The organism is Burkholderia sp. SIMBA_062, from assembly GCF_046534765.1.
Classification (GTDB): Bacteria; Pseudomonadota; Gammaproteobacteria; order Burkholderiales; family Burkholderiaceae; genus Burkholderia; species Burkholderia ambifaria.
In genome coordinates, this window is record NZ_JAWRYD010000002.1 from 309,031 (window position 1) to 321,511 (window position 12,481).

11 protein-coding genes are annotated in these 12,481 nt (G+C 70.2%); 3 read left to right on the plus strand and 8 right to left on the minus strand.

Annotated elements, in window-relative coordinates; genetic code table 11:
- Position 1: 1 nt before the first annotated feature.
- Together SB786_RS03095 and SB786_RS03100 are read right to left on the minus strand one after the other, a co-directional pair.
- Complete coding sequence (locus SB786_RS03095) at positions 2-1,594, minus strand: DHA2 family efflux MFS transporter permease subunit (RefSeq protein WP_410726125.1); 1,593 nt, start codon at positions 1,592-1,594, stop codon at positions 2-4.
- Positions 1,595-1,679: 85 nt separating this feature from the next.
- Entirely contained in the window at positions 1,680-3,083 is a 1,404-nt protein-coding gene (locus SB786_RS03100) for an HlyD family secretion protein (protein ID WP_410726126.1), read from the minus strand.
- Between the two features lie 163 nt (positions 3,084-3,246).
- Between SB786_RS03100 and SB786_RS03105 the strand changes: the two genes are divergently transcribed.
- Both SB786_RS03105 and SB786_RS03110 read left to right on the plus strand, forming a co-directional pair.
- Entirely contained in the window at positions 3,247-3,471 is a 225-nt protein-coding gene (locus SB786_RS03105) for a hypothetical protein (RefSeq protein ID WP_410726127.1), read from the plus strand.
- Positions 3,472-3,727: 256 nt separating this feature from the next.
- Positions 3,728-4,639 carry a manganese catalase family protein gene (locus SB786_RS03110; protein ID WP_410726128.1) on the plus strand — a complete coding sequence of 304 codons (912 nt, stop codon included), beginning with the start codon at positions 3,728-3,730 and terminating at the stop codon, positions 4,637-4,639.
- Positions 4,640-4,667: 28 nt separating this feature from the next.
- Here SB786_RS03110 and SB786_RS03115 read toward each other — a convergent pair whose 3' ends face one another.
- The 4 genes from SB786_RS03115 to SB786_RS03130 form a co-directional block, all read right to left on the minus strand.
- Positions 4,668-5,153 (minus strand): DUF1641 domain-containing protein, encoded by a 486-nt coding sequence (locus SB786_RS03115; RefSeq protein ID WP_410726129.1) that lies wholly within the window; start codon positions 5,151-5,153, stop codon positions 4,668-4,670.
- Positions 5,154-5,262: 109 nt separating this feature from the next.
- A complete protein-coding gene (locus tag SB786_RS03120; RefSeq protein WP_410726130.1) occupies positions 5,263-5,745 on the minus strand; it encodes a BON domain-containing protein in 483 nt (160 codons plus the stop codon).
- Between the two features lie 213 nt (positions 5,746-5,958).
- A complete protein-coding gene (locus SB786_RS03125; protein ID WP_410726131.1) occupies positions 5,959-6,699 on the minus strand; it encodes an FRG domain-containing protein in 741 nt (246 codons plus the stop codon).
- A gap of 207 nt (positions 6,700-6,906) precedes the next feature.
- Positions 6,907-7,299 carry a DUF305 domain-containing protein gene (locus SB786_RS03130; RefSeq protein WP_410726132.1) on the minus strand — a complete coding sequence of 131 codons (393 nt, stop codon included), beginning with the start codon at positions 7,297-7,299 and terminating at the stop codon, positions 6,907-6,909.
- A 346-nt stretch (positions 7,300-7,645) separates the two neighbouring features.
- On the opposite strand from SB786_RS03130, the gene SB786_RS03135 reads away from it, so the two are divergent.
- Positions 7,646-9,472 carry a thiamine pyrophosphate-requiring protein gene (locus SB786_RS03135; protein ID WP_410726133.1) on the plus strand — a complete coding sequence of 609 codons (1,827 nt, stop codon included), beginning with the start codon at positions 7,646-7,648 and terminating at the stop codon, positions 9,470-9,472.
- 71 nt (positions 9,473-9,543) lie between these two features.
- On the opposite strand, the gene SB786_RS03140 is transcribed toward SB786_RS03135, so the two are convergent.
- Positions 9,544-11,322: a glycoside hydrolase family 15 protein gene (locus tag SB786_RS03140; RefSeq protein WP_410726134.1), complete on the minus strand. Its 1,779-nt coding sequence runs from the start codon at positions 11,320-11,322 to the stop codon at positions 9,544-9,546.
- A gap of 5 nt (positions 11,323-11,327) precedes the next feature.
- Entirely contained in the window at positions 11,328-12,311 is a 984-nt protein-coding gene (locus SB786_RS03145) for an SDR family oxidoreductase (RefSeq protein ID WP_410726135.1), read from the minus strand.
- Between the last annotated feature and the right edge of the window lie 170 nt (positions 12,312-12,481).

Below are 12,481 nucleotides of genomic sequence, written 5' to 3' on the forward strand. Positions count from 1 at the left end.
GTCAATGCCCTCCCGCGCCGCGTGCGGCCTTCACCGGCGAGAACAGGAACGTCAGCGGAATGCTGAACGCGCAGAACACCGCGAGGATCGCGAACACGTCGATATACGCGAGGATCGTCGCCTGCGAGATGAACGTCTCGTACAGCCGGCCGGTCGCGGTTTGCAGCGCGGCCGGCGGCGGCGCGCCCGACAGCGCGCCGATCGCGCGCGCGTTCTCGTGCAGCGCGTCCTGGAAGTTCTGCGACAGCGGCGACATGTGCGTGGACAGGTGCGCCATGCGCGCCTGCGTACGCTCGCGGATCAGCGCGGTCGACACCGAGATGCCGATCGAGCCCGCGACGTTGCGGAACATCGTGAACAGCGCGGATGCGTCGTCGTTGAGCCGCTGCGGGACGGTCAGGTACGCGAGCGTCGTGATCGGCACGAACATGAAGCCGATCGCGAGCGACTGCGCGCAGCGGATCATCACCAGGTGCCGGTAGTCGATGTCCGGCACCAGCATCCGCGAATAGACCAGCGCGCCCGACAGCAGCACGAAACCGAAGCCGACCAGGTAGCGCGTCTGCACGTGCGGCATCAACCGGCTCACGAGCGGGATTTCCATCGTGATCAGCAGCGCACCGGGCGACAGCACGAGGCCCGCGAGCGTCGCCGTATAGCCGAGGTGCTGCTGCGCGAGCTGCGGGACAATCACCGCGCTGCCGTACAACACGGCCGCGAACGTCGCGATGGTCACGCAGCCGAGCGCGAAGTTGCGGTCGCGCAGGCACGACAGATCGACCACCGGCTTCTTCACGCGCAGCAGCCACAGCGTCGCGCCGATCAGGCCGAGCGCCGACAGGACCGCAAAGACGCGGATGAAGTTCGATCCGAACCAGTCCTCGTCCTCGCCGCGATCGAGCATCACCTGCAGGCAGCCGAGCCCGATCGCGATCAGCCCGATGCCGATGTAGTCGACCGAGATCCCCCGCTCGGCGCCGCGTCGCCACGGCGGATCCTCGACGAGCTGCATCACCGCGAGCACGGTCAGCGCGCCGATCGGCACGTTGAGCAGGAACACCCAGCGCCACGAGAAATGATCGGTGATCCAGCCGCCGAGCGTCGGCCCGAGCACCGGCGCGACGACGATCGCGATCGCCGAGATCGAGAACGCGCGGTTGCGCTGTTCGGGCGGAAACGTATCGAGGATGATCGACTGCTGGTTCGGCTGCAGCCCGCCGCCGAACAGCCCCTGCAGCACGCGGAATACGATCAGCTCGCCCAGGTTGGTCGCGACGCCGCACAGGAACGAGCACACGGTGAACGCGGCGATGCAGAGCAGGAAGTAGCGCTTGCGGCCGAGCAAGCGCCCCAGGAAGCCGGAAATCGGCAGCACGATGCCGTTCGCGACGAGGTACGACGTGAGCGTCCAGGTCGCCTCGTCGTAGCTCGCGGACATCGTCCCGGCGATATGCGGCAGCGCGACGTTGACGATCGTCGTGTCGAGCACCTCCATGAACGCGGCGAGCGTGACGACGATCGCGACGACCCACGGGTTCGCGTCGGGCCGCCACGCGCCGCCGAACGAAGATGACCGGTCGGGCGGCCGGTTCATCGGCGGGCCCCGCGCAACATGGCGGACGTGCGGATGTCGTGCATCGGATCGCTCCGGTGAAAGCGGGCCGCCGCGCGGCGGCCAGTCATTTGAGGTGCACGGTCGGTTCGGCCGACAGGCCGAGACCGAGCGGCGGATTGTTCGGCAGCGTGCCGTCGAGCACGATCTTCACGGGCACGCGCTGCACGATCTTCACGAAGTTGCCGGTCGCGTTCTCGGCCGGAAACGCGGAGAACCGCGCGCCGCTGCCGAGCTGGATGCTGTCGACGTGACCGTGCAGGTCGAGATCCGGATACGCGTCGACCGACACGTCGACGCGATCGCCGATGCGCATCCGCTCGAGTTGAGACTCCTTGAAGTTCGCGGTGATCCACACGCGCGGCGTGACGACCGAGAAGATCGACGCGCCGGCTTGCAGGTACGAGCCGAGCTGGATGTTCCGGCGCGTGACCCAGCCGTCGGACGGTGCGCGCACTTCGCAGTACGACAGGTTGAGATTCGCCGTATCGAGCTGCGCACGTGCCGCCAGCACCTGCTGGCGGCGCTCCTCGACGGCCGCTTCGGCCTGGCGGATCTGCTGCGGCACGAGGCTCGCGGTGCGCGCCTGCGCTTGCGCCATCGCGACGTTCGCATCGGCGCTCGCCCGCTGCGCGTCGGCCGCGTCGATCGCCTGCTGCGAGGTTGCGCGCGCATCGACCGCACGCTGCCGTTCCTGCGCGGCCAGCGCCTGCCGGTACGCGGCTTCCGCCGATTCGATCTGCGCGCGGGCCTGCCGGTACTGGGCCGGGAATTGCACGTGCGCGATGTCGAGCTGCACCCGCGACGCGTCGAGCTGCGCCTGCGCCAGGCCGAGTTGCGCGCGCGCCGCATCGACCTGCGCACGATAGTCGCGCGGATCGATCTCGACCAGCACGTCGCCGCGATGCACGTACGTGTTGTCGTCGACGGCGAGCCGCGTGACGTAGCCGGCTACATGCGGCGCGACGGCCACCGCGTTGCCGTCCGTGTACGCGTCGTCGGTGCTTTCCTGGTTGCGCGTCGCGAGCCACCACACGATGCCCGCGATCACCAGCACGACCGCCACCGCGCCAAGGATGATCAGCGGCTTCTTGCCCGGCCGCTTCCGTTCTCCTTCACCTTCGCCGTTGCCGCCGTCGCCATCGCCGCCGGTGCGGCCGCCGCGATCGTCGTGCGGATGGCCGTCGCCCCCGCCGCCGCCCGGGGCGTCGGTGTCGCGTTCGTCGTGGCGGCCGGCTCCGGTGCGCCCGTCGTGGCCGCCGGCGGCGCTGCCGTCGCCGGCGCGGGTGATCGCCACGGACGGTGCGAGGCCGCTCGGCGTTCGGTCGACCGGCAACGCCGGTGCCGCGGCCTGCGCGACGCAGCCCGCCGCCCGCGCCCACCGGACGCGCGTCCGCAGCATGAATGCGCGCCGCAACACGGCGCGCAATGGCTCACGAGCGGACAACGTGAACAGGGTCACATCAGGCATGAAATATCGCTCCAGGCGCGACCACGGGCGGCATTGCACGCGTCGGCCTCTGGCGCGCGATCAAGCAAGCGGCGCGCCCGGCCGGCCGCATCGTGCGATGGATGCGGCCGGCACATGCGATGCATGCAACACGCGACCCGATCATCACGACAGGAACCCACCCATGACACGCTCTACCTCCATCGACACCGACTCGCAAGGACAGGACCGCGGCGACAGCACGCCCGGCCCCGAAGGCAAGCGTCACGGCACGGATACGCCGCCGCCGCGCAGCGCACACGACCCTGCCGAAGGCAAGCCGCAGCCGGCCGATGAGCGCGCGCCTGCGCGTCGAACCGGCGAGCAGCCGCGCAGCGGGCCGGCGCGCGAACGCGACGACACCCGGTGACGTGCGCCGAGCCGCGCATCGTCCATGGCGGCGATCGACCCGGCGACGCCGTCCGGTGGCAGAAATGACAACGCGTTGAAAAATCGCGGACGGCACGCGGCACGCGGCGTGCAACGCGCAACGCGCCCGACGCATGTCCACCTGCGAGCATTCTTCCGCGAAGCGCCTCGCGAGCCGATCGTTGCGCATCACTATGGGCGCGCCGCGTGCTCGAACGCCGTCGCAGGTGACGTCCACTTCTTCGCACGGAGGTTTCATGTTCATCCACAACACACGGCTTCAGTACACGGTGCGCGTCAGTGCGCCAAATCCGGGACTCGCGAATCTGCTGCTCGAACAGTTCGGCGGACCGCAGGGCGAACTCGCCGCCGCGATGCGTTATTTCACGCAGGCGATCACCGAGGAGGATCCCGGCCGCAAGGACATGCTGCTCGATATCGCGACCGAGGAACTGAGCCACCTCGAAGTGATTGGCTCGATGGCCGCGATGCTCAATCGCGGCGCGAAGGGCGAGCTGGCCGAAGCGGTCGACGAACAGGCCGAGCTGTACCGCAAGCTGCACGGCGCGGGCAACGACAGTCACGTGACCCAGGTGCTGTACGGCGCGGGCGCGCCGCTGACCAATTCGGGCGGCGTGCCGTGGTCGGCCGCGTACATCGACACGATCGGCGAACCGACGGCCGACCTGCGTTCGAACATCGCCGCAGAAGCACGCGCGAAGATCATCTACGAGCGGCTGATCAACGTGACCGACGATCCGGACATTCGCGACGCGCTCGGCTTCCTGATGACGCGCGAGGTCTCGCATCAGGTGTCGTTCGAGAAGGCGCTGTACGCGATCACCGGCAACTTCCCGCCAGGGAAGCTGCCGCCGACGCCCCCGTACGATCGCGTGTACTTCCGGATGCAGGACGGCGAGCCGGTGGCAGGCCCATGGAATCGCGGCGATTCGCTGTCATTGCGGCGCGGCGAGCCGGCCGTCGACGGCGGCGACGGCGCTGCGAAAGGCGCGGTCGAGCCGCAGCAGTCGCAGGCTTTGGAAGCGATGGCGCGACGCCTCGCGTCGGATCCCGGCTGCGACCCGGTGACGGGGGCCGACCTCGGCGCGGGCGCCCCGCGCGACGGCACGGCGGGTGCGGCGGGTAACGCGGCGCCGGACAAGGGCTGAGCGATGCGCGAGCCGCCGCTCGCCGCCGTCACGCGTCGGTCGGCCTGTCGCTGACCGACGGGCTCGCGGCGTTATGCGGCTCGCGCGCAAGGCCTTGCGCGAATACCTTCAACCCTTCGAGCAGCGGCGTCAGCGCGTCCCACAATTCTTCGTCGTTCAGCAGCCGGTACGCGCCGCGCACGCCGGGCGCGACGTGTTCGTGCTCGGCCGGCTTCCACGCGCCGATGTGATGGAGCGCATCGGCGGCCGCGAACACGGCCTTGGCGAACTGCTCCGGCGGAATGCGCGACAGTGCCATCACGAGCGCCGCAAGGTTCTGCACACCGATTTGCGTGCCGGGCTTGTCGAACGCGCCGACGAACGTCTCGGCCATCTGCGCATTCGCGCTGACGACCTCGTTCGCGAAGCGCAGGAAGCCGTGCCGGTGCAGGCTGCCCAGCAGGCTTTCGAGCGCGTGGTGCGCATCGGGTTCGGGTGCGGGAGGCGGCGTGCCGGGGGATGGGCGATCGGTCATCAGCTGTTCTCCGGATGGGCGCCGCGCAGCCGTCGTGGCGGCGGCCGCGCGTGCGCCGGATTCGTGTCGTGTTCGTACCGCGCCGGCCGGCGCGCGGCCGATGCCGCCGTCAGTGCACCGGGCCGCCGGGCGGCGCCGTGTATTCGCTGCGCGCGCCCATCGCGTCCTCGACGGCCTTCACGCCATGCACCGCGGCGACGCCGTCGACGATCGCATGCCGTTCCGCTTCCTCCACCTGCCCGCTCAAGCGCACATGCCCGTGCGAAACGCTCACATCGACGTCGCGCGCACCCCCGACCAGATGGCCCAGCGCCGCGCGTACGCGTTCGGCGACCACCACGTCGTCCGCATCGCCCGCGAGCCAGTCGGCGCGCAGGCCCGAGATCGCGCCGCGCGCGCGGTCGGCCGCACGCTTCGCCTGCGTATTCGCATAGTCGAGCACGCCGTGCCGGCTCGCCGCGGCCTTGTCGCGCACGTATGCGCGCCGCCGCCGGCCCGACGCCGGATCGAGGAAATACATCGCCGCCGCGCCGCACGCGACGGCCACCGCAAGATTCAACAACGGACTGTTCGAACGCGTTCTGGAAGTCATGGGAATCACCGTAGTCGATACCCGGTACCGCCGGGCTTCGTCATCACGAGACAGCATGTGCCGTGCCTCGTTCGGGCGCCTCGGTCGGCAACCGAAGTGCAAGACGGCGGGCCGCTTCACGCCGCACCGGGGGCGGCCGAAATGACAAGCCGTTGAAAAATCGTCGGGGCGGACTCGCGCTGCGCAACAGTGCGTGCGGCGGGCCGCCGCCGCTCACCGCGGCGCATGCGTATCCTCGTCGTGGGGGAAAAAGCGGATGTCCGTTAGTTGCGCAATGCCGTCGAGGTCAGGGAAGATCGTGCCGATGCTGACGCCGACGCCGGCCAGTTCGCGGCGGATCGCGCCGAAGCGATCGCCCGGCACGACGATGCGGATCAGGCGGCCGGCCAGGTCCGGATCCTCGTCGAGCGGCGCGAAACCCTGCGCGTCGGCGTCGTAGCGGTGGATCGTGAACCAGCCGTCCTGCGCGGTGATCCTCGGCATCACGTGACGCGGCCGGAACACCTTGGTGCGCGTGACCTGCAACGGCGCGTGGCGCTCGGCAGCGGTCGCGATGTCGTCGGCATCGTGCGACAGGCACCACACCGCGCCGTCGTCCCCCGTGCCGTTCGCGCTTCTGACCGCGAACCACAGCGCGGCCAGCGCGTTGCCGGACCAGTCGAGCAGCCGCGTGCGCATTCCATGCTGCTGCGCGAGCGCGAGCCAGTCGCACGCATCGAGGTTCGGGGCCGGATCGAGATGCGGCAGCGCGCGCCGCGTGAATTCGTCGAGCATTTGCGCTTCCACGTCCGGCGACGCGCGCTGACGCGCGATGCTCGGCACGAGGGGCCAGCCGGCGTTGCACTGCCCGCGAAACAGCCGCGATGCCGTAGTACCCTGCGCCGCGCCGATCGCGGCCATGTAGGCGGCGACACTGTCGATCGTGTGGTCCATCACGCGTCGTTCACTTCCCATGCTGCACACTCTTGCACACCGTCGTCGCTGGGGCTCGCAGCCGATATCGCCACGAACCTTGCCGCGAAACACCCGGTACGACCGGCACCCGCACAGCGCTAGCGCGGGCAGCATGAAAGCGGGGGCGGTCGTCCGGAACGCCTGCAACCGCTGCGCGGACGCTACCGATCACGGCGTGCCCGGCAGCGCCTGAATCGCCGCCGGCGCTCACGGCGCCGCGCCATGCTCCTTCTGCCAGTGCTCCATCAGCGCGATCTCGTCGCGCTGCGCGGCGATGATGCGGGTCGCGAGCTTGCGCAGCGTCGGGTCCTTGCCGTATTTCAGCTCGACCCGCGCCATGTCGATCGCGCCCTGGTGGTGCGGCGTCATGTGCGCGACGAAGTCGCGATCGGCGTCGTCGGTGTACGGTGCGCTTTCCATCGCTTCCATCATCCTGTGGTCCGCGCGCTTGTACGCTTGAGTCGGCGTGTCGGCAACGGCCGCGGGGGCCGGCGGGCGCAACTGGCCCCACGCCGGCAGCGCGGCAACGGCCGCGACCAACAGCGCGCAGGCCGCGCGGCGCCGGGACGTGCGCATCGGGCGGCGAGTGAACGGATCCATGTCGTGACTCCTCGAAGGTTGACCGGCGGATGCACGATGCACGCCGCGCGGCGGACGGAGACCGCCTACCGCCACCGTGGCCACCGTGCGCGCGCATGCGCGTCGCCGCGCGCAACGGCCCGCGGGCAACGATTCGTCAGCGGCCATCGCGAGCGCCCTCCCCGTCCGCCTGCGCTTCCCCGTTGCGCTCCGGATTGCTTGCCTTTTTGCTTGCCACGCCAGCGTGCAACGCCCGTGCCCGACGCGATAGCACGGCATGCGCCTTGCGGGAGCGCCCGGACAGCGCCGCGCAGGAGAATCGCCCGCGCACGGCGCTTCGGCTCATCCGGAACCAAGGAGAAACGGCATGGCGACAGTGGCGGATTTCATCGTCGAACGGCTGTACGACTGGGGCGTGCGCCGCGTGTACGGCTACCCTGGCGACGGCATCAACGGCTTTTTCGGCGCGCTCGGCCGGGCCGAGGGCAAGATCGAATTCATCCAGGCGCGCCACGAGGAAATGGCGGCCTTCATGGCGTCCGCGCATGCAAAATTTACAGGCGAGCTCGGCGTCTGCGTCGCGACCTCGGGCCCCGGCGCCACGCACCTCGTGACCGGCCTGTACGACGCGCGGCTCGACCACATGCCGGTGCTCGCGATCGTCGGCCAGCAGGCGCGCGCGGCGCTCGGCGGCCACTATCAGCAGGAAGTCGATCTGCCGGCGCTGCTCAAGGACGTCGCGGGCGCTTTCGTCCAGCTTGCAGTGGTGCCCGCGCAGGTGCGCCACCTGGTCGACCGCGCGGTGCGCATCGCGCTCGGCGCGCGCACCGTCACCGCGCTGGTGCTGCCCAGCGACCTGCAGGAACTCGACTACGCGCCGCCGAAGCGCGCGCACGGCACCGTCCATTCGGGGGTCGGCTACACGCCGCCGAAGGTGGTGCCGTACGCGGACGACCTGCAGCGCGCAGCCGACGTGCTCAATGCGGGCAAGAAGGTCGCGATGCTGGTGGGCGCGGGCGCGCTGCACGCGACCGACGAGGTGATCGCGGTGGCCGACCGGCTCGGCGCGGGCGCCGCGAAGGCGCTGCTCGGCAAGGCCGCGCTGCCGGATGCCCTGCCGTGGGTGACGGGCTCGATCGGGCTGCTCGGCACCAAGCCGAGCTACGCGCTGATGACCGAATGCGACACGCTGCTCGTCGTCGGCTCCGGCTTCCCGTATTCGGAATTCCTGCCGAAGGAAGGCCAGGCGCGCGGCGTGCAGATCGACCTGAAGGCCGACATGCTGAGCCTGCGCTATCCGATGGAGGTGAACCTCGTCGGCGACAGCGCCGAGACGCTGCGCGCGCTGCTGCCGCTGCTGAGGGAGCGCGGCGACACCGGCTGGCGCGACCGGATCGCGAAATGGAATGCGGACTGGCACGAAACGCTGGCCGCGCGCGCGGCCGCGAAGGCGAGCGCCGGGCGCGGCGTGAATCCGCAGCGCGCGTTCACCGAGTTGTCGCCGCGGCTGCCCGACGACGTGATCCTGACGAGCGATTCCGGCTCGTGCGCGAACTGGTATGCGCGCGACCTGATGATGCGGCGCGGGATGATGGGCTCGCTGTCGGGCGGGCTCGCGTCGATGGGCGCGGCGGTGCCCTACGCGATCGCCGCGAAGTTCGCGTACCCGGTGCGGCCGGTGATCGCAATGGTCGGCGACGGCGCGATGCAGATGAACAACATGGCCGAGCTGATCACCGTCGCGAAATACTGGCGGCAATGGCCCGATCCGCGCTGGATCTGCATGGTGCTGAACAACGAGGACCTGAATCAGGTCACGTGGGAGCAGCGCGTGATGGAAGGCGACCCGAAGTTCGACGCGTCGCAGCAGATTCCGAACGTGCCGTACTCCCGCTTCGCGTCGCTGCTCGGGCTGAAGGGCATCTACGTCGACGATCCGGAACAGCTCGGCGCCGCGTGGGACGACGCGCTGGCTTCCGACCGCCCGGTCGTGCTCGAGGTGAAAAGCGATCCGGAGGTGCCGCCCCTGCCGCCGCACGTGACCCTGCAGCAGGCGAAGCACTTCGCGGAAACGCTGGTGAAGGGCGACCCGCGCGAAGCGAACGTGATCGTCGAGACCGCGCGGCAGGTGCTGTCGGCCGTGCTGCCGGGCAATGGCGAACACGGTGGCAAGGGAGGCAAGAAAGGGGCGTAGCGGATGACGAGCGGCGGCGCGGCACGGCGCGTTCGCGGTGTCGCCCGTCGCACTCGGTGAGCGGCAGCGCGTCAGCCGATATCGACGTCGTCGCTTCCGTCGCCCTGCAGCGCGAGCGCCGCGTTGATCAACCCGACCTGCGCGAGCGTGAACGGGAAATTTCCGCACAGGCGCCGCGCCTTCACGTCGTATTCCTCGCCCAGCAGCCCGACGTCGTTGCGCAGGCCCAGCAGCCGCGCGAACAGCGCGTGCGCGTCGTCGTCGCGGCCCTGCATCCGGTACACCTGCACGAGCCAGAAACCGGCCGTGACGAACGCGCCTTCGTCGCCTTCGCAGCCGTCGTTGAAGCGCTGCGGCCGGTAGCGGAACGGCAGCCCGTCCTCCAGCAATTCCCGCTCGATCGCGGCAACCGTGCCGGCCACGCGGGGATCGCACGCGTCGAGCATGCCCGTCAGCGGAATCAGCAGCAGGCTCACGTCGAGCCCGTCGCCGTCGTAGCGCTCGACGAAGCGGCCGAGTTGCTCGTGGTAACCACGTGCGAGCACGTCGTCGCGAATCGCATCGGCCCAGCGCCGCCACACGTCGAGCGGCGCGTGATGGCCGAACGCGCGCGCCGATCGGTACGCGCTTTCGACCGCCGCCCATACCATCACCTTCGACGACGTGAACAGGTGCCGGCCGCTGCGCACTTCCCAGATCCCTTCGTCGGGTTCGCGCCAGACCGTCGCGAGATGCTCGAGCAGCCGCCGCTCGAGCATCCACGCGTCGTCGTCGGGCGGCAAGCCGTGCCGGCGCGCATGGTACAGCGCACACAGCACCTCGCCGTACACGTCGAGCTGCAACTGCTCGGCCGCCGCGTTGCCGAAACGCACCGGTTGCGCGCCTTCGTAGCCGGCCAGATGCGCGGCGGTCCATTCCGCCGCGCGACGGCCGCCGTCGGCCCCATACAGCACCTGCAATTGCGACGGATGGTCGGCGATCGCGCGCACCAGCCAGTCGCGCCAGCGCGCGGCCTCTTCGCGGTACCCGCAGCGCACCAGCGCGCGCAGCGTGAAACTCGCGTCGCGCAGCCAGCAGAACCGGTAATCCCAGTTGCGCTTGCCGCCGAAACGCTCGGGCAGCGAGCTGGTCGGCGCCGCGACGATGCCGCCGGTGCGCAGGCTCGACAGCAGCTTCACCGTGATCAGCGCGCGCTCGATCGCGTCGCGGTACGGACCTTCCGCCGTGTTGCACTTCACCCAGGCGCGCCAGAACGACTGCGTGTCGCGCACCGATGCGTAGGCGTCCGGCACGGCCGGCGGCCGGTCGTACGAACGCGCGTAGCTGATGCCGAAATCCACGCGCTCGCCCGCCGTGATCCGCTGCGAGCCGACGAGCCGGTCGGCCTGCACGTCGAGTTGCATCTCGGTATCGAGCCACATCGCATCGCCGCCCGTCATCATCCGCCAGCGCCGACCGAACGGACGGCACCACGGCAGCGCGTGGCCGTAGTCGAAGCGCACGCCGAGATCGACGTCGATCTCGACCGTGCCGCGCTCGCCGCGCACGCTGCGGACCATGCACGGATCTGCCGTATTCCAGCTCATCCAGTCGAGGATCACGATGCAGCCCGACGATGTTTCGAAAGTCGTTTCGAGAATCGCGGTGCCAGGCAGATAGCGGCGCGCGGCACGTGCATCCGGCTCGCGCGGCGCAATGCGGAAACGGCCGTTCTCCGGCGTGCCGACGAGTGCGGCGAAGCATGGCGGCGAGTCGAAGTCCGGCCAGCACAGCCAGTCGATGCTGCCGTCGCGCGCGACGAGCGCGGCGCTGCGGCCGTCGCCGATCAGCGCGTAGTCCTCGATGCGCATCGCGCTCACCGGTCCAGCTTGCGCGCGGCGACGAAGCCCGCCGCGAGCACCGCGACGACCGCGGCGAACGCCAGCGCGCGCGACGCGCCGAGCCCGGCCTCGGCGCCGGTGCGGCGCGCTTCGGCGGTGAACGCGCCGCGCGTCGCATGGCCGGCCGGCACGGTATGCCACAAATTCGATTCGCGCGGGCCGGCCGGCGTCGCGCGTTGCTGGCCGCGCACGGCCGTATGCGCGAGATAGCGGTCGAAGCAGCCGGGCGCGAACGCGTTCGCCGCGATCGCGGCAAGCGACGACCAGCCGACCCAGCGCTCGCGGCACGGACGACGCGCGGCCTGCACGATCGCGTCGGCCGCCACTTCGGGCGCATAAACGGGCGCGACGGGGCGCGGCGCATTCGGCAACGTGGATTGGGCCCAGTCGAACTGCGGCGTGTCGATCGCCGGCAACTGCACCATCGTCACGCGCACGCGGCTGTGCGCATGCAACAGCTCGCAGCGCAGCGCGTCGGTGAAGCCCCGGATCGCGTGCTTCGCGCCGCAGTACGCCGCCTGCAGCGGGATCGACCGGTACGCGAGCGCGGAGCCGACCTGGACGATCGTGCCGCGATTGCGCGGCGCCATCCGCGCGAGCGCCGCGCGCGTGCCGTACACGCAGCCCAGGTAGGTGACGTCGGTCACGCGTGCATAGTCTTCCGGCGAAATTTCGTCGAATGGCGCGAACACCGTGACCATCGCATTATTGACCCATACGTCGAGCGGCCCGAGTTCGTTCTCGATGCGCTCGGCGGCCGCATCGAGCGCGGCGGCGTCGCTGACGTCGACGGCGATAGGCAGCGCCTCGACGCCATACGCGCGCACTTCGGACGCGGTGTCGTGCAGCGCGCGCGGATCGCGTGCCAGCAGCGCGACGTTCACGCCGAGCCGCGCGAAAGCGTGGGCGCTCGCGCGGCCGACGCCGGCGCTCGCACCGGTGATCGCGACGGTCTTCACGGTCGAGTCCTCCCGCTATTTCACGGTGGCCGACACGTCGGCGCCTGTGTCGGCGTTGCGTGCCGGGACGCGATCGGCGTAGCAAGCGGCATGCCGCGCGACGCGCGGGCCTTGCGATCCAGGCGCGCGCCGTGAACGCTCGCCCAATTTACAAGCACGCTGTAACGCGC

Coding starts and splice junctions, on each gene's coding strand:
- SB786_RS03100 (WP_410726126.1), bottom strand. CDS start 3,083: ATGCCTGATGTGACCCTGTTCACGTTGTCCGCTCGTGAGCCATTGCGC.
- SB786_RS03130 (WP_410726132.1), bottom strand. CDS start 7,299: ATGGATCCGTTCACTCGCCGCCCGATGCGCACGTCCCGGCGCCGCGCG.
- SB786_RS03125 (WP_410726131.1), bottom strand. CDS start 6,699: ATGGGAAGTGAACGACGCGTGATGGACCACACGATCGACAGTGTCGCC.
- SB786_RS03115 (WP_410726129.1), bottom strand. CDS start 5,153: ATGACCGATCGCCCATCCCCCGGCACGCCGCCTCCCGCACCCGAACCC.
- SB786_RS03110 (WP_410726128.1), top strand. CDS start 3,728: ATGTTCATCCACAACACACGGCTTCAGTACACGGTGCGCGTCAGTGCG.
- SB786_RS03140 (WP_410726134.1), bottom strand. CDS start 11,322: ATGCGCATCGAGGACTACGCGCTGATCGGCGACGGCCGCAGCGCCGCG.
- SB786_RS03135 (WP_410726133.1), top strand. CDS start 7,646: ATGGCGACAGTGGCGGATTTCATCGTCGAACGGCTGTACGACTGGGGC.
- SB786_RS03095 (WP_410726125.1), bottom strand. CDS start 1,594: ATGAACCGGCCGCCCGACCGGTCATCTTCGTTCGGCGGCGCGTGGCGG.
- SB786_RS03120 (WP_410726130.1), bottom strand. CDS start 5,745: ATGACTTCCAGAACGCGTTCGAACAGTCCGTTGTTGAATCTTGCGGTG.
- SB786_RS03105 (WP_410726127.1), top strand. CDS start 3,247: ATGACACGCTCTACCTCCATCGACACCGACTCGCAAGGACAGGACCGC.